This is a genomic window from Novisyntrophococcus fermenticellae (assembly GCF_018866245.1).
In the GTDB taxonomy this organism is placed as follows: domain Bacteria; phylum Bacillota; class Clostridia; order Lachnospirales; family Lachnospiraceae; genus Novisyntrophococcus; species Novisyntrophococcus fermenticellae.
In genome coordinates this window covers 1-25,703 of sequence record NZ_CP076458.1, presented here as the reverse complement: position 1 = coordinate 25,703, position 25,703 = coordinate 1, and the positions used below count along the sequence as shown (strand labels likewise).

The 25,703-nt window shown below is 40.1% G+C and carries 15 protein-coding genes, 10 tRNA genes and 3 rRNA genes; 1 reads left to right on the top strand and 27 read right to left on the bottom strand.

Going from position 1 to position 25,703, the window contains the following annotated elements; genetic code table 11:
• Positions 1–52 precede the first annotated feature (52 nt).
• From KNL20_RS00140 to KNL20_RS00125, 4 genes are all read right to left on the bottom strand, one after another.
• Positions 53–1,087 carry a SpoIID/LytB domain-containing protein gene (locus KNL20_RS00140; protein WP_230398677.1) on the bottom strand — a complete coding sequence of 345 codons (1,035 nt, stop codon included), beginning with the start codon at positions 1,085–1,087 and terminating at the stop codon, positions 53–55.
• Positions 1,088–1,126: 39 nt separating this feature from the next.
• Entirely contained in the window at positions 1,127–3,580 is a 2,454-nt protein-coding gene (locus KNL20_RS00135; protein ID WP_230398676.1) for a transglutaminase-like domain-containing protein, read from the bottom strand.
• Positions 3,553–4,404, bottom strand: coding sequence for a DUF58 domain-containing protein (locus KNL20_RS00130; protein WP_230398675.1), 852 nt, complete (start codon positions 4,402–4,404; stop codon positions 3,553–3,555). The genes KNL20_RS00135 and KNL20_RS00130 overlap by 28 nt, the downstream gene beginning before the upstream one ends.
• Before the next feature lie 231 nt (positions 4,405–4,635).
• Positions 4,636–5,595 (bottom strand): AAA family ATPase, encoded by a 960-nt coding sequence (locus tag KNL20_RS00125; RefSeq protein WP_230398674.1) that lies wholly within the window; start codon positions 5,593–5,595, stop codon positions 4,636–4,638.
• A gap of 196 nt (positions 5,596–5,791) precedes the next feature.
• Here KNL20_RS00125 and KNL20_RS00120 point away from each other — a divergent pair, with 196 nt between their 5' ends.
• Positions 5,792–6,673, top strand: a complete 882-nt coding sequence (locus KNL20_RS00120; RefSeq protein ID WP_230398673.1) for an N-acetylmuramoyl-L-alanine amidase family protein — start codon at positions 5,792–5,794, stop codon at positions 6,671–6,673.
• A gap of 42 nt (positions 6,674–6,715) precedes the next feature.
• Here KNL20_RS00120 and KNL20_RS00115 read toward each other — a convergent pair whose 3' ends face one another.
• The 23 genes from KNL20_RS00115 to dnaA all read right to left on the bottom strand — a co-directional run bounded on the left by KNL20_RS00115 (position 6,716) and on the right by dnaA (position 25,612).
• Positions 6,716–7,324 (bottom strand): YARHG domain-containing protein, encoded by a 609-nt coding sequence (locus KNL20_RS00115; protein ID WP_230398672.1) that lies wholly within the window; start codon positions 7,322–7,324, stop codon positions 6,716–6,718.
• 45 nt (positions 7,325–7,369) lie between these two features.
• Positions 7,370–7,810, bottom strand: a complete 441-nt coding sequence (locus KNL20_RS00110) for a zinc ribbon domain-containing protein (protein ID WP_230398671.1) — start codon at positions 7,808–7,810, stop codon at positions 7,370–7,372.
• Positions 7,811–7,911: 101 nt separating this feature from the next.
• The gene (locus KNL20_RS00105; protein WP_230398670.1) at positions 7,912–8,982 is read right to left on the bottom strand and encodes a D-alanyl-D-alanine carboxypeptidase family protein; all 1,071 of its coding nucleotides are present in this window, start codon (positions 8,980–8,982) and stop codon (positions 7,912–7,914) included.
• A gap of 120 nt (positions 8,983–9,102) precedes the next feature.
• Positions 9,103–9,175 (bottom strand) — tRNA-Lys (locus KNL20_RS00100).
• A 5-nt stretch (positions 9,176–9,180) separates the two neighbouring features.
• Positions 9,181–9,253: transfer RNA gene (locus KNL20_RS00095), tRNA-Phe, on the bottom strand.
• A gap of 6 nt (positions 9,254–9,259) precedes the next feature.
• A tRNA-Met gene (locus tag KNL20_RS00090) sits at positions 9,260–9,333 on the bottom strand.
• 63 nt (positions 9,334–9,396) lie between these two features.
• Positions 9,397–9,469: transfer RNA gene (locus KNL20_RS00085), tRNA-Thr, on the bottom strand.
• 163 nt (positions 9,470–9,632) lie between these two features.
• A tRNA-Tyr gene (locus KNL20_RS00080) sits at positions 9,633–9,714 on the bottom strand.
• A gap of 7 nt (positions 9,715–9,721) precedes the next feature.
• Positions 9,722–9,794 (bottom strand) — tRNA-Val (locus KNL20_RS00075).
• Between the two features lie 27 nt (positions 9,795–9,821).
• A tRNA-Asp gene (locus KNL20_RS00070) sits at positions 9,822–9,895 on the bottom strand.
• Between the two features lie 258 nt (positions 9,896–10,153).
• Positions 10,154–13,050 (bottom strand): 23S ribosomal RNA (locus KNL20_RS00065).
• A 239-nt stretch (positions 13,051–13,289) separates the two neighbouring features.
• Positions 13,290–13,362, bottom strand: a tRNA-Ala gene (locus tag KNL20_RS00060).
• Positions 13,363–13,490: 128 nt separating this feature from the next.
• Positions 13,491–13,564 (bottom strand) — tRNA-Ile (locus KNL20_RS00055).
• Between the two features lie 161 nt (positions 13,565–13,725).
• A 5S ribosomal RNA gene (gene rrf, locus KNL20_RS00050) occupies positions 13,726–13,843 on the bottom strand.
• A gap of 107 nt (positions 13,844–13,950) precedes the next feature.
• A 16S ribosomal RNA gene (locus tag KNL20_RS00045) occupies positions 13,951–15,479 on the bottom strand.
• The 16S, 23S and 5S rRNA genes sit together here with 10 tRNA genes alongside, the layout of an rRNA operon.
• Before the next feature lie 360 nt (positions 15,480–15,839).
• Positions 15,840–15,927 (bottom strand) — tRNA-Ser (locus KNL20_RS00040).
• Positions 15,928–16,076: 149 nt separating this feature from the next.
• Positions 16,077–16,805: a lysophospholipid acyltransferase family protein gene (locus tag KNL20_RS00035; RefSeq protein WP_230398669.1), complete on the bottom strand. Its 729-nt coding sequence runs from the start codon at positions 16,803–16,805 to the stop codon at positions 16,077–16,079.
• A gap of 5 nt (positions 16,806–16,810) precedes the next feature.
• Positions 16,811–19,330: a DNA gyrase subunit A gene (gene gyrA, locus KNL20_RS00030; protein WP_230398668.1), complete on the bottom strand. Its 2,520-nt coding sequence runs from the start codon at positions 19,328–19,330 to the stop codon at positions 16,811–16,813.
• A gap of 102 nt (positions 19,331–19,432) precedes the next feature.
• Positions 19,433–21,385 (bottom strand): DNA topoisomerase (ATP-hydrolyzing) subunit B, encoded by a 1,953-nt coding sequence (gene gyrB / locus KNL20_RS00025; protein ID WP_230398667.1) that lies wholly within the window; start codon positions 21,383–21,385, stop codon positions 19,433–19,435.
• Between the two features lie 69 nt (positions 21,386–21,454).
• On the bottom strand, positions 21,455–22,534 hold the full coding sequence (gene recF / locus KNL20_RS00020; protein WP_230398666.1) for a DNA replication/repair protein RecF: 1,080 nt from the start codon (positions 22,532–22,534) through the stop codon (positions 21,455–21,457).
• Positions 22,535–22,636: 102 nt separating this feature from the next.
• Positions 22,637–22,861, bottom strand: coding sequence for an RNA-binding S4 domain-containing protein (locus KNL20_RS00015; RefSeq protein WP_230398665.1), 225 nt, complete (start codon positions 22,859–22,861; stop codon positions 22,637–22,639).
• A gap of 12 nt (positions 22,862–22,873) precedes the next feature.
• Positions 22,874–23,983, bottom strand: coding sequence for a DNA polymerase III subunit beta (dnaN, locus tag KNL20_RS00010; RefSeq protein ID WP_230398664.1), 1,110 nt, complete (start codon positions 23,981–23,983; stop codon positions 22,874–22,876).
• 282 nt (positions 23,984–24,265) lie between these two features.
• Entirely contained in the window at positions 24,266–25,612 is a 1,347-nt protein-coding gene (dnaA, locus tag KNL20_RS00005; RefSeq protein WP_230398663.1) for a chromosomal replication initiator protein DnaA, read from the bottom strand.
• Positions 25,613–25,703 lie beyond the last annotated feature (91 nt).

Below are 25,703 nucleotides of genomic sequence, written 5' to 3'. Positions count from 1 at the left end.
AAAACGCCACTAACTGTACTGTGACTCATAATGCCACAACTGTTTTTCTGTATTAGTAGCGTTGCCGAAAAAAAAATATATATACAATATTTTCAAAAATAGTCAAAAAAAAGAGGCTGACAGAAGTATCTGCCGCCTCAGTTTTTCCTTTTTTAATGATTTGAGCATTGGGAAAATAATAATTTAAAATTTCTCTCCAGTCTTTTCCCTCCTTTGCCATGGCTTCTGCTCCATATTGAGACATACCCATCCCGTGCCCTGTTCCCCGGCAGGTAAACAGTATTTCTTCTCCTTCTTTTGAGAATGTAAAGGAGGCTGACGGCAAATCCAATGCCTGACGAAATGCTTCACCTGACATCCTTATACCGCCAATTTCAATTTCCATTGCGTAGCCCGAGGAATCCTCTGTTATTATGGAGAAACTATCCAGTAAACCTTCTTTATTCAGTTGACCGAAACCCTCCTTCAAAGCACCTGCATCTAAATTTTCTATTTCAGAACGTCCCGTAATTTTTTCATATAATTCATCTTCTGTGAATACAACGGGCCTCCTATCTGATTTATAATCCAGATCCTTTTTACTTTCCACTCCCACCAACCAGCCATAACTGTCCTTCCCGAATACTTCCTTGCCTCCCCTCGTCCAGCCATTACTGGCTCTACAGAATGGTCCTTCTACCACCTGTCCTCCGTAACTCAACATACATCCTTTTGTCTCGTCTACCGCTTCTTTGCACCTCATCATTTTTTCTTTATTTATCTTATGGGATCTTTCGTATTCTACATTTTCTCCCAGTATTTTGTTATATACCTCTTTTTCATTTTCCGCCTTTTCACATTCCAGCCATATCCGGCTGCGAACAAGAACGGCCTGTGCACAGACCATATCCATATGTACTTCATCTGGTATTTCTTTATAGGTAACCGTTGCCAGAAGCTGTTCCATCTCCCTTTCCCGGGATAATTGAAATGACTCTTTTCCCGACAGCAGAATTGTACATAGAATAGGCAAAAAAATAAGCAGGAACAGAATTGCTGTAACAAATCTCGTCCGTTCCTGCAAGGAATGTTTTTTATTTCTCTTCATATATCAACATCAATCTTTTTACTTTATGTATATGAAGAACTAATAGCACTTTATGAACCTCCACCAAAATTTTCTTACTGGAATCAATCCACTGTAAATATCCTGCTCCAATTTATGGTAGATTTGTCTACAAAAGACTGTATCCTCATTTTCAAAAGATTTCTTTGAAAATTTAGCTTTCTGGGCCAAAGTAACAAATCTGATAAAGTCACTTTCTCCCATGAAATCAAATGATTCCTGGATATATCTACCATAATCTTCATCAGAAGCATGATCTGTCTTACGATATCCCGCAGCTCTTAACATCTGATATATTTCATAAGAGATATTTAGAATAGACTGTTGCATGTTCTTTTCTGTGAATTTTTTTATCCTTCTTCTGACCAGATAATATCTACGTAAACAAACGAAGAGCACTATGATTGCTGTGCCTGTGAAAATAAGGCCTCCCATAAATAATAAACTCTCTTTCCCCGTACTGTTTTTGTCTTTATTATCTTCTTTTTTATTTTTATCAGTGTCTATACTTATTTCCGATTCTGAAGATTCAGAAACCTCAGGAGTGACTGTTATTTCCTGCCTTTTTTCAATTTTAGGCAAGCTTTCTGTTCCTGTCTTCTGATTTTTCTGTTTTTCTACGCTATATCCATAATATCCCGGGGTTGTTTCCACAGGAATCCAGCCAAAACTTTCATCATATATCTCTGCCCATGCATGGGCATTTCCATCGGGTATTTCCGCAGTATATCTGTTCCCATCTTTTTTAAAATCACTTGGGCGCACTACATATCCTGTTACATATCTTGAAGGAAACCCCATCTGCCGGAACATTAAAACTCCTGTGCTGGCAAAATGAATACAGTATCCCTTTTTCTGTTCAAAAAAGAAATATTCGATAAAGTCTTTTCCATTAGGAAGCGGATCCAGCTTCGTACTATAATTACATTGATTCGATAACATTGATCGCACCAAATCTGCCGCAGTCTTCATATCATCAATACCGCCGGACACACTTAACTGATATAACTTGTATTTAAGCTTCGAGGAAACTTTTTTTAATTGGTCTATTCCTTCTGCTGGAACATAAAGATAATGCTGCTGCACATAATCTTTATACGACCGCAATATTTCATATCTGTCATCCGAGGGAAACATCATGTCCGATGAATATACAGCTAAAACGCTGGAATCATAATCTCTCAATGGATACCTCAAAAAACTTTCGTATGTCACTTTGTCCTTTTTTCTCCTGGTTATTCCATCTCCCTTAATCTCGATAAAACCACCTGCCAATTTTTCAATATTAGTAAAATATGGAAGATAAGCATAATTTCCATTTACTTCTTTAAAATGAATCTGAAAAACACCTTTATCCTCCAGACCGGAAAAAGTATTCATAAAATCATACGGGAACTTTAAAAGTTCTTTCCCTGAATAATCAGGTGGCTTTTTCACTCTCCACTGATTTTTAACAGTCTCATTGAAATCCTCGTCTGATATTTCAATCCATCTGTCTCCATCATATATTCCGCCTGTAAATCCCCGCATATAAATGTTTTCATTTGGAATTTCATCCATAGTTATTGTTAGTGCGGTCCGCCCTGTCCTCCCGGGATTACTGTTATTTAAAACACCACTTTCCACCTTTCCATACCATGTAAAACCCGAAAAAATATTCCAGGAGGAAAATGGCGTTTTAAGCATAAAATCTTCTATGCGAGACTCAATCTCTTTTTGAAATTCCATTGTTCTTTTATGATTCTCCACAAAATGGTATTCAATTTGAGGAGTTATCCACAAAGAGGCGGCTATCAGTAGAATTGTCATGCCTCCCAGAGAGCATATACCAAAAGTTAAATTAAACCGTAAAAAATACTCCCTGTCCATGACACATAGTCCGAGACAGGCAACGGTCCATAGCAGAAAGGCCTTTATATCAGGAAAACAGTCTATAGACAGACTGCTGGATAGTAATAGAACGGAAATAATTAATAGAATTCCCCTACGTTTTTTTCTTATAATCTCATAAGCCATAATCATCACAATCAGAAGCCCAAACAAGCCTATTATATATTGCAGATCTATAATATTTTGATTTTCTTCAAAATTCCCAATTCCAGACCCATAATATCTTTTCACCCGCTCTGATACTCTATTCAACAGCATTGCAAGGCCATTTACCAGATTTTTATTTTTTAGAAAAATACAACCTGCTGTAAAGGCAAATGTAAGTGGGAGCATCATCTTTGTTTTCTGCCATCCTCCAAATACGAAGGAAAACCAAAATGATAAAAAACAAACTGCAAAAAAAATACTTTTAAAATCAATTTTCAGTTCCAACATAGAAACCAGCCAATATATAATGGAAAATGCTGCCATGGTAAGATAGATGAACTTAATCCCTGCTTCTGCAAATATTAAAGACCTTTTTGAATCCGTTTTTATAGTTTTCAGGGATACCACTTCTATAGAAGTTTCTTTTCTCTTCCACATGAGTAGCCACCTCCCTCCCATAGTTCCATATGCATATTTAGCAGATAAGATATACTATATTGATGCTGCGGATATTCAAGGTGATAGTGTTCTTCCAAGTCTATGTCTTTTTCATAAGGTAACATCTGAAAAAGATGATCTGTTAATTCGTAGATATGATCCTCTTTTTCTATTTTTATCCTTTGAATACAGCCAGATACCGCATCATAATATACAACCATATGACAACAATCTTTCTCCAAAAGTCCGCTGGATACAGACAGCGCTTTTTCCAGATAATTATCTGCCTTTAAAAATTCATTCGGGGAATTTTTATCCATCATATCTAAAAAAAGAACAGCAGGACATAAAACAGGCCTGGAAAATTCTTTGATCATCAATTCCTCTGACCGTGAAGTGAGCTTCCAGTATATATTCTTAATACGGTCACCTTTTCTGTATGCTCTTATCTGGAAAACTTCTGATGGATCATCGCCTGCTTTGTTTAAGTCATAAAAATGACTGTCCTCCATTATATTCCAAATATTTTTATCTATATTCAGATTCATAGGCTCTATATCTGGCAAGACATGAATAAAAAGTTTTTTTTCTTTTATTTTGACAGGAAGGTAAAACACTCCAAGTAGGTCCCCTACAAAAAAATTTTTTATAGATACACTTAATCTTCCACAGTTATTACTAGACAGTTTAAAAATACTGCTTGTAGCGTCTTTTTTGTTTATTTGAAGCCGGATTTTTTTCTTTACAGCCTTTTTATGATAATAATTTTTTACAGCTAAATCCAATTTTGCACGTAACAGAGGAATATTTCCGCAGTTATCCACAAGAATATGCACCTCTGTTGATTGTGTCTTCTCCATAAGAGGAACTGGTATCCGAACCTTTATTTTTACCTTCCTGGACAGATAGATGCTATAAAACAAAGAAGGGAAAAAAAACAGAATTATAGTAACAAATAAAGCGATTACTACCTTTTTAGGATAGATGAGAGCAAGGTATCCCATCGTCAAAACAGTAAGGAGATACAGGATTATTCGTATCATATGTATACCTGCCTAATTAAAATTACGACGTATTGTGGGCCTTGGTGTATCTTCCAAAACCTGATTTAAAACTGCTTCAACTGTAATTTTATGAATTCTTGCTTTTGCATTCATGCGGATTCTATGGAGAGCCACATCCGAAAACACTGATTGTATATCTTCAGGCAATACATAATTACGGCTATTTAAAAAAGCATAAGCTTTTGCCATAGCAGCAATAGAGATTGTACCTCTGGGACTTAAACCCAATTCAATTAGGTCATGGTTTCTTGTGGCTTTTACAAGCCTTGCGATATAATCATAAATTGCGTCATGGATGAATACATCCTCGACCACTCTACGTAACTCCAGCAATTCTTTTCCAGTCATAATTTTCTGGATATCTGACATAGAATCCCTGCATGCTTTTCCCTTTACCATTTCAATTTCATGCTTTATATCCGGGTAACCCATATGTATACATACCATAAATCTGTCCACCTGTGATTCCGGCAATAACTGAGTTCCCACACTTCCAAAGGGATTTTGTGTAGCTATGACGATAAATGGCTCCGGAACCTTCATTTGTATTCCTTCCACTGTAACCTTACCTTCCTCCATTACTTCAAGAAGAGCAGACTGTGTCTTAGGTGATGTTCTGTTTATCTCATCCGCCAAAAAGAGGTTGCACATCACCGCCCCTTGCTGATATACAAATTTCCCACTTTCCTTATTGTACATAGAAAACCCCACAATATCAGCTGGTAATACATCCGGTGTGAATTGAACCCTATTTTGATGCAGTGCCATGGCTTTTGAAAATGCAACTGCCATGGTTGTCTTTCCGACTCCGGGGATATCTTCTAAAAGAATATGACCTCCCGCTAATATTGCTGTCAATACCTTCATCACAGCCATATCTTTCCCTATAACTGCCTTCTTTACCTCTGCAATAACCTGCAAAGCTTTTCTGTTGTGCACTGTCCGTTCCATGATGTAGCCTCCCTGCATATATCCGAACATTTAATCTTTTTAATTATTACTACTATACCATATAAATCAAATGAAGAATAGTAGCTACAATTTATACGAAACATGATTTTTTAGGAACTTCTTTATTGACTAAATATTAGAAATTGTTATACTATTACATATATTTGGAAATTTTTCAGAAAAGAGAATAGAAAATATGAGGAAAAAGCTTTTACTTATGTTATGTGTATTAATTGCTATTGCCGGCTCAATTGTAGGTATTTTCAACATAATTAAGATGCATGAAAGAACATCACAACGGACCGCATCCTCCATGCCTGAAGACACACGAATATCTTCAAAAAATTTAACAGCTACATCTTCCCCAACCCCAAAACCTACAGCAGAAGACATTACAAAAGAGGCTATTACCACAGAAAAAGCTGATTTAAAACCCAATCCCCTGGAAAATGGGCATATTGTAGCTATTGATCCGGGCCATCAGGCAAAGGGAAACAGCACACCGGAACCTATAGGGCCCGGTTCTTCAGAAACCAAGGCCAAAGTGGCCAGTGGAACTACCGGGCGTACTACAGGTGTCCCTGAGTATCAGCTGACCTTGGATGTTTCTCTAAAACTAAGAGATGAACTTCAAAACAGGGGTTATCAGGTCGTGATGATCCGGGAAAGCCATGATGTGAATATCAGCAATGCAGAACGCGCAGAAATTGCCAATACATCCGGAGCGGAGATTTTTTTAAGAATACACGCAAATGGAAGTGATGATACCTCCATCAAAGGAGCTCTTACCATGGCACCATCGGCTTCAAATCCCTATGTCAGTTCCATAGCACCTTCTTGTCAGCAACTTTCACAAAATGTGGTGGATAGCTATTGCTCTTCCACTGGTTTTAAAAATCTGGGTGTCCAGAATTATGATAACATGAGTGGAATCAACTGGTGTAAGATTCCTGTAACCATCGTGGAGATGGGATTTATGAGTAACCCTGATGATGATACGGCAATGCAGGATCAAAACATGCAGTATCGTATGGCATCAGGGATTGCGGATGGAGTGGATATGTATTTTGGCATCTGAACAAAAGGAGCTATTATTCCTTCTCCTCTTCCACTCTCATAATCAGATTAAGATTTTCCTTCTCATATTGATTAAATATTGTTTCTTGTCTGGAATCAAATTCATCACCATCATAAGAAGAATTATACCATGACTTTGAATTAAATAGCTTTGTAGATCTTTACTCTTAAAGATACGTCCATGCCGTGCATAAATTTCATTTCTGGCTAAAAAAAGCTGTTCTTTACTTAGCCCCTCCATATCTGCATCGGACAGATATTTCTTATCACTATCTGCTAAAATATATTCTGATACTTCCTCAACTGACTTCTGGTCAACAGGTTTTGGTGTAAGTGGAGCAGGCGTTATTGCCTGCTTTTTTTCAGGTACAGGAGATGTTTTAGATGATAAATTTTTTGATATTGTAACCTTTGATTTATCATTCTTAACGAGGTTATCATTTCTTTTAAGGAAACTGTAAGTACCAAATGAAACACCCATAATAAAAAAAGTAACAAGAACGCCAATCATTATAAAATATTTTACCCTTCTCTTTTCAATCACAGGCTCAGATAAATATTCTATTTCATTCTCATCTTTTAACAATATCCCGCAGTTAGAACAATAAAAATCATCATCATTCACTTCTGTTCCACAGTTACTACAAAACATAATTTCCCTCTCTTTTATAATTATTAATCATCATTTTTCATAAAACTATTTCTCCGAAACAGAGGCCCCACATTTTCCACAGAAATGTGCTCCGGCTTTTAATGTATTTCCGCAGCTTCTACACACATTTTCTTTAACCTGTTCTTTCTCTACTTCTAAAAATGTACCGCAGGCAGAGCAGAATTTTGCCTCTGCCTCCATAAGTTTACCACATTTGGGACATATATTATCCACAGGTTCCTGCAAGGCTTTATCTAAAAAGGACATTTGCTGCTGGACTTTAGATATCTTTACCTCTGCCTCCTTAATCTCCTCCACATATGATGTTAACCCACTTATAATAAGCTCCGGTTCTGCAGTTACTTTTTTATAATAATCGTGTCCCAAAATAGAAAAATTTCTTCTCTGCTCTTTAAGTATCTCTTCGTAGATTTGCTGCATCTGGACTTTCTCCTCTTGTAATTCTTTCATTTCCTGTCTGGTCATAAAAACCTCCTGAATTCATACTTATAATCTATCTTTGTTAATACTATAAAGCTACATTACTTATACATGTTTCAAGTAATGTAGCTCTTCACCTTTGTATCCTATTTAATTTGATTATATACGGTAAATGCATCTGTAATGTTATATTGTTCCGTCTGTGGACTCCCATCTGCATGAGCAGTCACTAATAAATACTCTTCTTCGCCTATCTTTGAAAGACTTGCCATACACAGACCTGAATCACTGGTATACCCCGTCTTCCCACCTTCTATTATTCCGCCGTTAGAAAGTTTTTTATCTGCGATTTGTTTAAACAAAGAATTTTCAAATACAATACCATTTGGATGCGGCGGCGTGGCGGTTGTCGTATAACTTTTTGTATTTAATATTTCACGAAAGATTTCATTATTCAAAGAATATAGCATGAGTTTCGTTATATCCTTACAAGTGGAGTATTCATTCTCATCATGTAGTCCGGTGGTGGTGGTAAAGTGAGTATCAGTCATCTGCAATTCCTGTGCCTTTTGATTCATCTTCTCTACAAAGGCCTCTTCTGAACCAGAAATTTTCTGTGCAAGCCCAACACAGGCATCCGCTCCTGAGGGAAGCATAACCCCATATAGCAAATCCCTCGCAGGCACATTCTCACCTCCAACAAACTGTGCCATAGAAGCTCCCTCTTCATATAAATTCCGAATCATTTCATCAGATAATATAACTCTCTCATCTAAATCCGGTAAATTTTCAATAGCGACAATCAAAGTCATCAGCTTTGTCATAGAAGCCGGATATATTCTATCAGAACCTCCTTTATCCATTATAACAAACTGGTTACTAAGACGTATCATATATCCATAAGAACTATTCAGATTGTCTGTTGAAATGATTATCTCCGGTTCATCCATAGGCCTTTCTGCTATATCTGGAGTTGGCTCTATTGTCGGCCTTACTTCAGCAGTTGGAGTAATTTCCGGGCTATCTATGCTGCTTTCATCAGCAATTGTATTCAAAACCTGTTTATTATTCAGCTCTATTAACATAAAGCCCATCGCAACCAATATAAGTACTAAAATAATGATAAGGATTATCTGCTGAATCTTTCTCCGCCTGCGTCTTTTACGTCTTGCTTCCAGATGGCTCCTTCTCATCTCTTCTTTCTCTTTCTGATTCATATCCATCCTCTTTATCTTTTTGTATTTATTTATCATAGCACGGTTTTAGATATTTTACAAATAAAGAAAATAGATAAAACAAAAACAGAGAACAAAAATAGCTATGTTCTCTGTAAAATATGAAGCATCGGGGATTCGAACCCCGGACAACTTGATTAAAAGTCAAGTGCTCTACCGACTGAGCTAATGCTCCAAAAATGCCTGGTTCCGGAATCGAACCAGAGACACGAGGATTTTCAGTCCTCTGCTCTACCAACTGAGCTAACCAGGCATTGAATTGCGGGAGTAGGATTTGAACCTACGACCTTCGGGTTATGAGCCCGACGAGCTTCCAGACTGCTCCATCCCGCGCTATTAAATTATAATTCACCTAACTAAACGCATCATATAAATTCGTTAAGTTACTTTTGGTGAAGCCGATGATCGGACTCGAACCGATAACCTGCTGATTACAAATCAGCTGCTCTGCCAATTGAGCCACATCGGCACGAGAAAATAAGAATTTGAGGATTTGTTTCTTTCTCAAATGGATGGAGAAGGATTCGAACCGTTTTGGTTGTGAACCAAAAAAATTTGTTTCTTTCTCAAATGGAGGAGAAGGATTCGAACCGTTTTGGTTGTGAACCAAAAAAATTTGTTTCTTTCTCAAATGGATGGAGAAGGATTCGAACCTTCGAAGGCGGTGCCAACAGATTTACAGTCTGCCCCCTTTGGCCACTCGGGAATCCATCCATAAAAATGGGACCTACAGGGCTCGAACCTGTGACCCTCTGCTTGTAAGGCAGATGCTCTCCCAGCTGAGCTAAGATCCCACATATCGAATATGTTAGACAAAATAACGACCCAGATCGGACTCGAACCGACGACCTTCGCCGTGACAGGGCGACGCTCTAACCAACTGAGCCACTGGGCCATTTCATCTTAAATTGAAGGTATATACCTTCAAAACTGCATACAGATTATCACATCTTTTCCACCTTTTGTAAACACCGGACCTCACTTAATGATTGCTTTGCCGCTTATGTCTCAGTTCCGGCTCGACGTCTGTCTCGCCTGTCTGATCTAGCTGGCTGAATCATGGTGCGTTTGGAAGTTCCATCTCACGTTGTTCAATGGAACGACCTGCGCACCAGGATTCATGCTGCGTCTGCGACTTGCATTCATCAAGTGCTTAGGTCAAGCCCTCGACCGATTAGTAACAGTCAGCTCCATACATTGCTGTACTTCCACCTCTGCCCTATCTACCTCGTCGTCTTCAAGGGGTCTTACTTCTTTCGAATGGGATATCTCATCTTGAGGGGGGCTTCACGCTTAGATGCCTTCAGCGTTTATCCCTTCCCGGCTTGGCTACTCTGCCATGAGCCTGGCGGCTCAACAGATACACCAGCGGCCGGTCCATCCCGGTCCTCTCGTACTAAGGACAGCTCCTCTCAGATATCCTGCGCCCACGCCGGATAGGGACCGAACTGTCTCACGACGTTCTGAACCCAGCTCGCGTACCGCTTTAATGGGCGAACAGCCCAACCCTTGGGACCTACTACAGCCCCAGGATGCGATGAGCCGACATCGAGGTGCCAAACCACTCCGTCGATGTGAACTCTTGGGAGTGATAAGCCTGTTATCCCCAGGGTAGCTTTTATCCGTTGAGCGATGGCAATCCCACTTTATACCACCGGATCACTAAGTCCTACTTTCGTACCTGCTCCACCCGTCGGTGTCGCAGTCAAGCTCCCTTCTGCCTTTGCGCTCTTCGAATGGTTTCCGACCATTCTGAGGGAACCTTTGAGCGCCTCCGATACTCTTTCGGAGGCGACCGCCCCAGTCAAACTCCCCGTCTGGCATTGTCCCATGACCGGTTCACGGCCTCTGGTTAGAAACCCAGCACTGCAGGGGTGGTATCCCAACATTGGCTCCAAAAGGACTGGCGTCCTTCTTTCTTTGCCTCCCACCTATCCTGTACATGCAATACCGGATCCCAGTACCAAACTGGAGTAAAGCTCCATGGGGTCTTTCCGTCCTGGCGCAGGTAACCAGCATCTTCACTGGTACTTCAATTTCACCGGATGCATTGTTGAGACAGCGCTCAAATCATTACGCCTTTCGTGCGGGTCGGAACTTACCCGACAAGGAATTTCGCTACCTTAGGACCGTTATAGTTACGGCCGCCGTTTACTGGGGCTTAAATTCAAAGCTTCGCCTTGCGGCTTACCTCTCCTCTTAACCTTCCAGCACCGGGCAGGCGTCAGCCCATATACTTCACCTTTCGGTTTCGCATAGACCTGTGTTTTTGCTAAACAGTTGCTTGAGCCTATTCTCTGCGGCCTGTATCTCTACAGGCACCCCTTCTCCCGAAGTTACGGGGTCATTTTGCCGAGTTCCTTAACAATGCTTCTTCCGCCGGCCTTAGGATTCTCTCCTCATCCACCTGTGTCGGTTTACGGTACGGGTACAATAAGAACAATAGCGGCTTTTCTTGATACATGGCTCACACGCTTCCCTACTTTGATTCGGTCTGCTTCACGTCTTTAGATCGTCCTGCGGATTTGCCTTCAGGACTCCTACCCCGCTTGCACGCGGCTTTCCATTCCGCGCCCGTGCTTTCCACATATGTCCCCACAGTTCTGTCTTACTGCAGTGCAGGAATCTCCACCTGCTGTCCATCGGCTACGACTCTCGTCCTCGCCTTAGGCCCCGACTTACCCAGAGCAGATCAGCTTTACTCTGGAAACCTTGGATATTCGGCCGAGAGGATTCTCACCTCTCTCTCGCTACTCATTCCGGCATTCTCTCTTCCTGACGCTCCACAGCCCCTTCCGGTACTGCTTCTTTGCATCAGCAATGCTCCTCTACCAATGACTCTACAGTCATTCCTGAGCTTCGGTGTCGTGTTTCAGCCCCGGACATTTTCGGCGCAGGACCTCTCGACCAGTGAGCTATTACGCACTCTTTGAATGTGTGGCTGCTTCTGAGCCAACATCCTGGTTGTCTTTGAAATCCCACATCCTTTTCCACTTAACACGCACTTTGGGACCTTAGCTGCAGGTCTGGGCTCTTTCCCTTTTGACCATCCAACTTATCTCGTATGGTCTGACTCCCGTTCATCGGTTCCACGGCATTCGGAGTTTGATATCCCTTGGTAAGCTTTGACGCCCCCTTAGGAATTCAGTGCTCTACCTCCGTGTATCTAAAACGAGGCTAGCCCTAAAGCTATTTCGAGGAGAACCAGCTATCTCCGGGTTCGATTGGAATTTCTCCCCTACCCACACCTCATCGCCACCCTTTTCAACGGATGTGCGTTCGGTCCTCCATTGCCTTTTACGGCAGCTTCAACCTGGACATGGGTAGATCACCCGGTTTCGGGTCTGCGTATACTGACTATTCCGCCCTCTTAAGACTTGGTTTCCCTTCGGCTCCACATCTGAAATGCTTAACCTTGCCAGCATCCGCAACTCGCCGGACCGTTCTACAAAAAGTACGCGGTCGTGCACTTGAGGCACTTCCACAGTTTGTAAACACAGGGTTTCAGGTTCTCTTTCACTCCCCTCCCGGGGTCCTTTTCACCTTTCCTTCACAGTACTATGCGCTATCGGTCACTGAGGAGTATTTAGCCTTGGGGGGTGGTCCCCCCGACTTCCCACAAGGTTTCTCGTGTCTCGTGGTACTCTGGATCCTGCCGGCCTTTCCTTCCTTTCGCCTACGGGTCTTTCACCCTCTTTGGATGGCTTTCCCAAAACCATTCGGCTAGCTCAGAAAGTACCTTTTCGCAGTCCTTAACCCCATGGTGCACGCACCATGGTTTGGGCTCTTTCCCGTTCGCTCGCCGCTACTTGGAAAATCGAGTTTTCTTTCTTCTCCTCGGGGTACTTAGATGTTTCAGTTCCCCCGGTTCCCTTCCATACGTTATGGATTCGCGTATGGATGCATGAGGTCTGCTCATGCGGGTTTCCCCATTCGGATATCTCCGGATCAAAGGCTGTTTGCGCCTCCCCGGAGCTTTTCGCAGCTTACCGCGTCCTTCATCGGCTCTCAGTGCCAAGGCATCCACCCTGTGCTCTTACTGCTTGACCTTTTAAAAGTCCACCGCTCCGCTAGCGTGCGGATTGGTTCTTTGTGTTTACTGATTCATTTCTGATTCATTTATAAGCATCGATCGTTTGATCGTTCTTGCTTGGTTTGTAACATCAGCTACTTGCGTATCTGATGCCTCGGATGTCTTTTCTCTATCTTACGTTATTAACGCTTGGATATTGATTATATCTGTATGCGGTTTTCAAGGTACATAAATCCGGAAAGCTTTCTTTCCGGAATGGAGATAAAGAGATTCGAACTCTCGACCCCCTGCTTGCAAGGCAGGTGCTCTCCCAACTGAGCTATATCCCCAAAAAATCTTTTTTTATTTTATTCGAAAATGGTAACTTCACTCAACTAAGTTCAACTTCGTTTCACTAAGGTTCGTGAAGAACTTTCTCACTAAACTCACCCTCCGGGTTCGTTAAGTGTTCAATGTCTGGGCTTAAGTGGACTCGAACCACCGACCTCACGCTTATCAGGCGTGCGCTCTAACCGGCTGAGCTATAAGCCCTCAATTATATTCAATATATGCGCACAAAACTTGTCCTGACGGACTCATTAAGTTGCTTTCAAGGGGTATGTTCGTTCAACGAAACTCGCTATGCTCGTTAAGGTTCACGAACTACTTCGCACTAAATTCGTCCTAGCGGACTCATTAAGTTGCTTTCAGTAAGCTGGCAGCCACCTGCTCTCCCACACCGTCTCCAGTGCAGTACCATCGGCCGCTTTGGTCTTAACCATCGTGTTCGGGATGGGTACGGGTGTCTCCCCAAAACGCATCGCCACCAGCAGTAGTTATTCAGTTTTGATACTTACAAGCCTATGGGCTTTTTTTACTTCTTTCCCATTACTTGATAACTAAACAGCAAAACACATCTTCTACTTATTCTTCCTTAGAAAGGAGGTGATCCAGCCGCACCTTCCGATACGGCTACCTTGTTACGACTTCACCCCAGTTACCGGCTCCACCTTCGACTGCTCCCTCCTTACGGTTGGGTCACAGGCTTCGGGCATTTCCGACTCCCATGGTGTGACGGGCGGTGTGTACAAGACCCGGGAACGTATTCACCGCGGCATTCTGATCCGCGATTACTAGCGATTCCAGCTTCATGTAGTCGAGTTGCAGACTACAATCCGAACTGAGACGTTATTTTTGGGGTTTGCTTGGGGTCACCCCGTTGCTTCCCTTTGTTTACGCCATTGTAGCACGTGTGTAGCCCAAATCATAAGGGGCATGATGATTTGACGTCATCCCCACCTTCCTCCAGGTTATCCCTGGCAGTCTCCACAGAGTGCCCAGCTCTACCTGCTGGCTACTGAGGATAAGGGTTGCGCTCGTTGCGGGACTTAACCCAACATCTCACGACACGAGCTGACGACAACCATGCACCACCTGTCTCCCCTGTCCCGAAAGACTGTACCCGTTACGGTACATGCAGGGGGATGTCAAGACTTGGTAAGGTTCTTCGCGTTGCTTCGAATTAAACCACATGCTCCACCGCTTGTGCGGGTCCCCGTCAATTCCTTTGAGTTTCATTCTTGCGAACGTACTCCCCAGGTGGAATGCTTAATGCGTTTGCGGCGGCACCGGGAAGCTTTGCTTCCCGACACCTAGCATTCATCGTTTACGGCGTGGACTACCAGGGTATCTAATCCTGTTTGCTACCCACGCTTTCGAGCCTCAACGTCAGTTACCGTCCAGTAAGCCGCCTTCGCCACTGGTGTTCCTCCTAATATCTACGCATTTCACCGCTACACTAGGAATTCCGCTTACCCCTCCGGTACTCGAGCTGCACAGTTTCCAAAGCAGTCCCGGGGTTGAGCCCCGGGCTTTCACTTCAGACTTGCACAGCCGTCTACGCTCCCTTTACACCCAGTAAATCCGGATAACGCTTGCCCCCTACGTATTACCGCGGCTGCTGGCACGTAGTTAGCCGGGGCTTCTTAGTCAGGTACCGTCATTTTCTTCCCTGCTGATAGAGCTTTACATACCGAAATACTTCTTCGCTCACGCGGCGTCGCTGCATCAGGCTTTCGCCCATTGTGCAATATTCCCCACTGCTGCCTCCCGTAGGAGTTTGGGCCGTGTCTCAGTCCCAATGTGGCCGGTCGCCCTCTCAGGCCGGCTATGGATCGTCGCTTTGGTAGGCCGTTACCCTGCCAACTGGCTAATCCAACGCGGGTCCATCCCATACCACCGGAGTTTTTCACACGGCATCATGCGATGCTGTGCGCTTATGCGGTATTAGCAGCCGTTTCCGGCTGTTATCCCCCGGTATGGGGCAGGTTCCCCACGCGTTACTCACCCGTCCGCCGCTAAGGTTCTTTTTTCTTTCCGAAGAAGTCCAAAAAAACCTCCGCTCGACTTGCATGTGTTAAGCACGCCGCCAGCGTTCATCCTGAGCCAGGATCAAACTCTCTGATAAAATGTGCATCATCTTCCAAAAGAAAATGCTGCGAGTCTGTTCCAGTTCAAAATCAACTAACTAGCTAATTTATCCCTTTTACTGATTTAATAAGGATCTTTCGATCGTTCAAAACTAAAACTTTTAGAACTTTCGAGGATGTGTTTCACTGTTTAATTATCAAGGTTCTTCTGTGTTCCTGTCTCAGCAGCAACTTGATTATCTTATCATGCAGCATACTGTTTTGTCAAGAACTTTTTTGGCATTTTTTAAAGTTGTTTGTTGTTCTGTGTTTTTCAAAAACAACTTGTTTATCTTATCATAAATTATACTGTTTTGTCAATACCTTTTTGTTTCTTTTCCAAAGTTATCTGACAAAAACGGAGAAGGAGGGATTTGAACCCTCGCGCCGCGCAAACGACCTACACCCTTAGCAGGGGCGCCTCTTCAGCCACTTGAGTACTTCTCCAATGCCTGAATATTAGATAATATTCACATAATAATCAATTACGTCAGTTTGTGACGCATTGATTATTATACAAAACGGTAACTTATTTGTCAACCATTTTTTTAAATTTTATAAGACATGTCATCACTATTCAGGCTAAACGCTATTCTTTATTCATGCTGAATAGTAACTATATTTTTTTCTATTGTTTTCTCTATCATTTTTTTCACAATTTCAGCAATCTCTATTGTCTTCATGTTTTTATATTCCTCATAAAGTAATGGAGTAAGATAATGTATTTGTATCTTAACCGGCTTTATGGAATTTGTATCAAAGGCTTTATATGCGTCAATTAAGGCAACAGGAACAATCGGACATCTTGCTTTAACAGCACTCTTAAAACTTCCCCCTTTAAAATCCAGGAGTTTATTTTCATCTCTGCTTCTGGTTCCTTCTGCAAAGATAACATAATTTTTTCCAATTTTTACATCAGATGCCATCTGTTGAATAACTTTCATGGATTGTTTTAAATCATCACGGTCTATAAAAAGAGCTTTCATGCAGGCAAAAACCTGTTTTAATCCTTGTACCTTTGATACTTCTTTCTTTACTACAACAGAAATCTTATTCGGACATGTATCCAGTATCGTTAATACATCATACATACCCTGATGATTCGGAAATAATACAAATCCATCTTTTTTTGGAATGTTATCCACCCCATAAGCATCTACAGTTACCCGTCCGGCTTTGTTAGCATGCTTTACGATGTCTTTTAATAAATCCATATGTTCTTCATCCGTATAGTTATCCACATCGTGGGCGTGAATACAGAGTTTTATCCACGCCCATGGAAGATAAAAGATATTTCCAAGCATCATAAAAATAATTCTTTTCATATCATTTACCGGTTTTCAGAATCTTCGTCTTTATCTGATTCAACCTTTTCTAATATTTCTTCATCATTTATATCTTCATTTTCTTTCTTCTCACGTACCTTTGCAATACTGGCTACAAATATATTTTCTGATACATTAATCAGTTTAACACCAGATGTAATACGCCCAAGAACAGAAATATCAGCACACTGAAGACGGATAATAATACCCTCGGTAGTAATGAGCATAATTTCATTTTCTGAATTGACAGCCTTTACTCCTACCACACTTCCGGTCTTTTCTGTAATTTTATAACATTTTACACCTTTACCACCTCGAATCTGAGGAGTAAATTCACTCATGGATGTTCTTTTTCCAAGTCCATTTTCAGACACGAATAACATATAGTCACCCTGTGTATTTAACTGCATACCAACAACTTCATCATTATCAATCAGGCTGATACCCCTGACTCCCATGGATACACGGCCGGTGCTGCGCACATCTGTTTCTCTGAAACGGATACATTGTCCATATTTTGTTACTAAGAGAATATCTTTTTTATTATCTGTGGACTTTACTTCAATAAGTTCATCATTATCCCTTAAGCTGATTGCAGCAAGTCCTGTCTTTCTTACATTTGCATAATCAATAATAGGTGTCTTCTTCACTAATCCATTTTTTGTAGCCATAAATAGATATCTTCCATCCTCATATTCTCGGATTGGAATAACTGCAGTTATCTTTTCACCGGGCTGGAGCTGAATCAAATTAATAATTGCTGTTCCACGGGCAGTCCTGGACGCCTCCGGAATTTCATACGCTTTAAGACGGTAAACCTTACCTGTGTTTGTAAAAAACATTAAGAAATGATGCGTTGTAGTCATCAGCAGCTCTTCGATGTAATCATCCTCAATGGTCTGCATTCCCTTTATTCCTTTTCCACCCCTGTTCTGAGAATGGAAATTATCCACCGTCATACGTTTGATATATCCCAATTTTGTCATCGTAATAACTGTATTTTCTACTGGAATCAGATCTTCCATGGATATATCAAATTCATCAAATCCAATAGAAGTTCTTCTGTCATCCCCATGTCTGTCTGATATTTCCAGAATTTCTTTTCGAATTACATTAAGCAAAAGTTTGCGGTCCCCAAGAATTGCTCTATATAATTTAATTTTCTCCATCAAGTCTTTATATTCATTCTCAAGCTTCTCTCTTTCCAGCCCGGTAAGAGCACGCAGACGCATATCTACGATTGCCTGAGCCTGAGCATCTGATAAATCAAACTCTGCCGTCAGATTTTCTTTTGCTTCCTGTGCATTAGCCGATCCTCGGATAATCTGTATTACACGATCAATATTATCCAGAGCTTTTAAAAGTCCTTCCAAAATATGTGCACGTTCTTCTGCTTTATTTAAGTCATACCTGGTTCTTCTGGTAACAACCTCTTCCTGATGATCCAGATATAAAGTGAGCATTTCCAGAAGATTTAAAACTTTAGGTTGATTATTAACCAGAGCCAGCATGATAATACCAAAAGTATCCTGCAGCTGCGTATGTTTATATAATTGATTAAGAATTACGTTCGCATTTGCATCCCTCCTTAACTCAATACAAATACGCATTCCTTCCCTGTTGGAATGATCATTGATTGCAGTAATTCCGTCAATTCTTTTATCTTTCACCAGTTCAGCAATTTTTTCAATCAGCCTGGCCTTATTTACCATATAAGGGAGTTCAGTTACTATAATTTCACTTTTACCATTCGGCAACGTCTCTATATTCGTAATAGCACGTACACGTACTTTTCCTCTTCCGGTACGGTATGCCTCTTCAAACCCTCTGGTTCCAAGAATCTGAGCCCCTGTTGGAAAGTCAGGTCCCTTCACAATTTCCAAAACCTCTTCAAGGGCCGTATCACTGTCATGTTCAATAATGTTATCTATAATTTTTACAACAGCACTGATTACCTCACGCAGATTATGAGGTGGAATATTTGTAGCCATTCCTACAGCTATACCAGAGGTTCCATTAACCAGCAGATTCGGATATCTGGAGGGCAATACTGTCGGTTCTTGTTCTGTTTCATCAAAGTTTGGTCTGAAATTTACTGTATTTTTATTAATATCCGCTGTCATTTCCATAGATATTTTACTCAGACGCGCTTCTGTATATCGCATGGCGGCAGCGCCATCTCCATCTACGGAACCAAAATTTCCATGCCCATCTACCAACGGATATCTGGTAGACCATTCCTGTGCCATATTAACCAATGCACCATAGATAGAACTATCACCATGAGGATGATATTTACCCATGGTATCCCCGACAATACGGGCACATTTTCTATGAGGTTTATCGGGCCCATTATTCAACTCTATCATGGAATACAGGATTCTTCGCTGTACTGGTTTAAGACCGTCTCTGACATCCGGAAGTGCACGGGAAGCAATAACACTCATGGAATAAGCAATATATGACTCTTCCATTGTCTCTTTCAGATCTACCTCACGGACTTTATCAAAAATATTATCTTCCATTATTTCCTCCATCTTTTAGCATGAAACTCATGACCTTACATGAAATGCATGACCTTTTGACCCTATGATACAACGGATTGCTCCGCACTTTGTGGTATCATATTATATATCCAGGTCTTTAATATCCAGTTTGTCAGCATTCTGCTCAATAAATTCACGCCGGGGTTCTACTTTATCACCCATAAGTGTTGTAAATGTAACATCTATTTCTGCTGCAATATCCTCGTTATAAGTTACACGATTCAGAACTCTGTGTTCAGGATCCATCGTAGTATCCCAAAGCTGATCTGCATCCATTTCACCCAAACCTTTGTAACGCTGGATTTTATTGTTTCCATCACGCCCTATTTCAAGCAGAATTTTATCTAATTCCTTATCGTCATAAGCATACCACACTTTTTTATTTCTCTCAATTTTATAAAGAGGAGGCTGAGCAAGATATACATAACCCTGTTTAATAAGTTCCGGCATAAAGCGATACATAAAGGTAAGCAATAGGGTGTCAATATGTGCCCCATCCACATCTGCATCCGTCATAATTATAATTTTATGATAGCGAAGCTTACTTATATCAAAATCCTCATGAATACCGGTACCAAATGCGGTAATCATCGCCTTAATTTCCGCATTTGCATAAATTTTATCAAGACGCGCCTTCTCTACATTCAATATTTTACCACGCAGCGGTAGAATTGCCTGGGTAGCACGGCTTCTCGCTGACTTTGCAGATCCGCCGGCAGAATCTCCCTCTACCAGATAAATTTCACAACGCTCCGGATTCTTGTCCGTACAATCCGCCAGCTTTCCAGGTAAAGACATCCCGTCAAGCGCTGATTTTCTTCTTGTAAGATCCCTGGCCTTGCGTGCTGCATCTCTGGCTCTTTGTGATAATAAGGATTTTTCCACAATAATTTTGGCAACAGAAGGATTTTGTTCCAAAAAAAGCTCCAAATTGGAACTCAAGAGATTATCTACCGCTCCCCTTGCCTCAGAGTTTCCAAGCTTCTGTTTTGTCTGTCCCTCAAACTGAGGATCTTTTAACTTAATACTGACAATAGCAGTCAAGCCTTCTCTTATATCCTCACCACTTAAATTAGACTCGTTATCCTTCAACAACTTTGCCTTACGCGCATAATCATTAAAAGTTTTTGTCAATGCATTACGAAATCCAACAATATGCGTACCACCTTCCGGAGTATTTATATTATTAACAAATCCATAGGTATTTTCTGTATAGGAATCATTATGCTGCATAGCTACTTCAACCATAACTTCATTTACCATACCCTCAAAATAAAGAATTTCATCATAAAGAGGTGTTTTACTTTTATTCAGATATTCCACAAATTCTTTTATTCCGCCCTCATAACAAAATATCTTCTCTACAGGCTCCTCAGGACGCAGGTCCAAAAGAGTGAGACTTAGTCCTTTTGTTAAAAATGCGACTTCACGAATACTGGTCTTTAATATATCATAATCAAATACTGTTTCTTCAAAAATCGTATCATCAGGAAGGAACGTTACCATCGTTCCTGTCTTATCTTTTTCACATTCCCCTACAACCTTTAACTTATAAATGGTTTTTCCGCGTTCATAACGCTGCCTGTAAACTTTCCCATCATGATAAATAGTAACCTCCAGCCAGGTTGACAAAGCATTTACAACCGAAGCACCTACCCCATGCAGGCCCCCGGAAACCTTATATCCACCACCGCCAAATTTTCCTCCGGCATGTAAGATAGTAAATACAACCTCCACTGCAGGCAATCCTGATTTATGGTTAATTCCCACCGGTATACCACGTCCATCATCGGTAACCGTAATAGAATTATCTTTGTTTATGATTACATCAATATTTTTACAATAACCGGCCAGAGCCTCGTCCACAGCATTATCAACAATTTCATATACCAGATGATGCAGTCCTCGTATAGAGGTACTGCCAATATACATGCCAGGCCTCTTTCTAACCGCCTCAAGCCCTTCCAGAATTTGAATCTGATCGGCTCCGTATTCAACATTTTTCTCTACATTTGTTGTATTTTCTGCACTCATGTAATTCCTCCTATTTTTCCAAACATGACTTTTCACCATACAGCCTTTTACAATACAAATCAGGCAGATTTAAAATAATATACTGCCTTCCACTATCTGAAAAACCTTATTCACATGAAACTGATTTTCCACAAATTCATCCAATCCTGTACAAGTTATAAACGTTTGGATGTCACCTATGCTTTTCAGAAGATAATTTTGTCTGCTGCTGTCAAGCTCGGATAATACATCATCCAGTAATAAAATTGGTGTATCTTTAATTATTTTCTTTACGAGATATATCTCTGATAATTTCATGGAAAGTGCAGCTGTCCGCTGCTGACCCTGGGATCCAAATTTTCTGATATCAATTCCATTTACCTTGATACATAAATCATCTCTATGAGGACCCAGTGAGGAAGCTCTTAATTGAAAATCTTTTTCTCTGCTCTTCTTTAATTGTTTTTTAAAAGCTTCAGCCTCCACATTAGGTTCGTAGATTAATTCAATCTGTTCTTTTCCCCCTGTGAGTTTCAGATGGATATCGGCCAATATTTCATTCAGCCGGTGTATAAATTGAATTCTTTCTCCAATAATACTTATTCCATACGTTATCATCTGTTCATCCCATATATCCAGGGTACTTGAAAGAGATTCCGAATCTCGGATTTCTTTGAGCAGTTTATTTCTCTGAGCAAGCACTTTATTATAATTTGTCAGCTGAATCAGATAATATCTGCTTAACTGACTTAATTCGCTGTCAAGGAACCTTCTTCGTTCAGAAGGTCCATTTTTTATAATATTCAGATCCTCCGGAGAGAAGAATACAATATTTACGGTTCCAAACAATTCCGAAGCTTTACGTATGGGTATCCCATCAATAGCAATTCCCTTAGCCTTATTTTTTTTCAGGTGCATGTCAATCTTATGGACAACATCATCTCTGCTTATAAACATTCTGATATGTGATTCATCTTTGTTAAAATGAATGATTTCACGATCCTTACTTCCTCTGTGTGATTTCGTAGTTCCACAAAGATAGATTGCCTCCAAAATATTTGTCTTTCCCTGTGCATTGTCACCATAAAGAATATTCGTACCTTGATCAAAGGATATACTAAGGGAATCATAATTTCTAAAGTTTTTAAGCTCCAATGACTTCACATACATGTTGTCAACTCTTTCAATTTGTATTAGTTTACATAATTATTTTGCACATTATAGTTTACATAATTGTTTTAGTGTGTGCTTTACACATTTTGACACATGTAATTAGTCAGAACAACTCTTCTTTTCAACTTTTATATCGGTACCCTTAAATGAAAATACATCACCGACATATAATTTTTTTCCACGGCGGACATCTACGATGCCATTAACCTTAACTTTTCCTTCCTGAATCTGGGTTTTGGCATCCGCACCTTCGTCTACCAGACCGGCAAGTTTCATAGCCTGGCCTAATTTAATAAATTCGTCTTTTATTTTTATCGTTTCCATTTTTTCCTTTTTCTATCGCATCGCGTTGAAATTTATTGGTAAAATCAGGTAAATATAGTTTTCTTCATCATTTTTTATAAAACATGGGGCTTTTGGATTGACCAGATATATGGATATCATATCGTCATCTATGACACGGAGCGCATCCATCAAAAATTTGGGATTAAATCCAATCATAATGTCTTTCCCCTCTTTTTCAATGTGGATATCCTCTTTCATAGAACCCATGGGTGAATCAATACGAAGCTGCATGCTTTCATCTTCAATGTTGATAATAATTGGTTTTTTCTCCCCTTCTTTAACCAGAAGTGTAGCTCTGTCAATACAACTTAAAAACTCACGTTTATTGATTTGAACTTTGGTTTCATAGTCACTTGACAGCATTTGATCGATTCTGAAATATTCTCCGTCAATCAGTCTGGAAACAACTTTCGTCTGTTCAAATTCAAACATAACATGATTATCTGTAAAGAAAATATTTACCTTATCTTCTATTTCTCCTGACAGTATCTTACTTATTTCATTCAGAGTTTTTCCCGGAACCACTACCTTTTTATCTTCATAAGAATCATTTAATTCGATTTTACGAATTGCAATCCGATGTCCGTCCAGGGATATAACTTTTAATATATTATTTTTTATCTCAAAAAGTTCCCCAGTCATAAGTTTGTTGTTTTCATTGGCTGCAATTGAGAAAATTGTCTGTCTGATAACTTCTTTCAGACTGAACTGGGAAATTGTAATGCAGTCATTTTTTTCAATCATGGGGAGATAAGAAAAATCTTCTCCTGATTTTCCGGGAATATTAAATTTGGAGTTTTCGCAGGTAATTGTAACCATAAAATTATCATTCGTTTCAATTGTTACATAACTGTCCGGAAGACGTCTGACAATCTCTGAAAATATTTTAGCGTCCAGAGCTATAATACCTCTTTCTTCAATAGTACCTTCAACAATAGTTTCGATTCCCAATTCCATATCGTTAGATGTAAATTTTATTATATTCGCCGATGCATCAATTAATATGCACTCAAGAATCGGCATTGTTGTTTTTGAGGGTACAGCTTTCATAACGATATTAACGCTTTTTAAAAGATTGCCTTTTGCAAATACCAGTTTCATAGTTGTGTATAACTCCTTTCACGGCCGAAGGCCTCCATATATAATATATAATAAAGGATTTCGTAATCTTCTTCTTAGGGCTTGTGTAAAAGTGGAAATAGCCTGCAATCCCTTGAACTTAAAGGAAAATTCAACTTTAATAAGTATGTTTAAATCCCTTATACAGCTTGTGAATGACTTGTGTATAAAAAAATTGAATATGATATCCACTTTCTATACACCGGTTATCCACATAAAAATTGTGAATAAATCAGGAATTATGAAGTTAATCCCAACCGGAGTTTAGGAAGGGGGATTGATTTTCTTTTTCAGAATTTCAATTTCCTCGAATGTATTTTGATTATTGTGATCGTTCAGTTCTTTTTCTATTTTTTCAATACCATACATAACTGTCGTATGATTTCTGTTTCCCATAGATTGACCAATCTGCATAAGTGGGACATTGGTCATCTCCCGGCAAAGAAACATCGCAATCTGGCGGGGATGAACAATCTTACCGGATCTTTTAATTCCGGTTATGTCAGAAGAAGAAATGTCAAAATGCTCTGCTACAGTATTAATAATATACTCAGGAGTAATAACCTTTTTAGCATTGGGAGAAATTATATCTTTCAGAACCTGTTCAGCCAGAGAAAGATTAATTTCACGTTTTTCCAGGTTTGCGTATGCGATGATTTTATTCAGAGAACCTTCCAGTTCACGAATATTAGATTTAATATTTTTAGCAATATATTCGATTACATCATCTTCTACATCATAACCATCGAGTTCCTCTTTCTTTCTCAGGATAGCCATTCTTGTTTCATAATCCGGGCTTTGGATATCGGCAAGAAGCCCCCATTCAAAACGGGAACGAATGCGGTCTTCCAGAATATCCATATCTTTTGGAGGACGATCTGAGGAAAGGATAATTTGTTTTTTTGCTCCATGCAATGTATTAAAAGTATGGAAAAACTCTTCCTGTGTAGATTCTTTTCCTATAATAAACTGCACATCATCGATAAGAAGCACATCTATATTCCTGTACTTTTCACGGAATTTACTCATAGCAGTATTATTTCCATTACGGATTGCTTCAATTAGTTCATTCGTAAATTCTTCACTGGTTGCATATAATATTCTGGAGCTTGGTTTATTCTGAAGAATAAAATGAGCAATACTATGCATCAAATGTGTCTTTCCAAGACCAACGCCTCCATATAAAAATAATGGATTGTAAATTTCACCAGGAGATTCAGCAACGGCGAGAGAAGCGGCATGAGCGAATTTATTATTACTTCCCACGACAAATGTATCAAATGTATACTTGGGATTAAGTCCTGCATCCGTAGCAGTGGTGATGGCTTCCTTCATGGATTTTTGATGTTCAATATCTTCAGGAAGCAGTAATTCTATCTCATAGCTTTTCCCCGTAATCTCGGCAATTGCCACTTTTAATGGAAGTTTGTATTTTTTTTTGACATAGTCCAGTCCAACCTGTTGAGATGGAACCAGAATTGATACAATATCCCCTTCCACTTTATAAACTTTTAAAGGAGCAAGCCATGTATCAAAGGATACATCAAGTATTTCATGCTCTTCTTTTACTCTATTAAGAATATCCATCCACTTTTCTTCTACAGGGTTCATAACAATCTCCGCCTTTTATTTCAATACGCCGTCAGCGTTACATAATAACTCTACTCTATATTATAATAAAACGAATGATTAATCAAGTAAG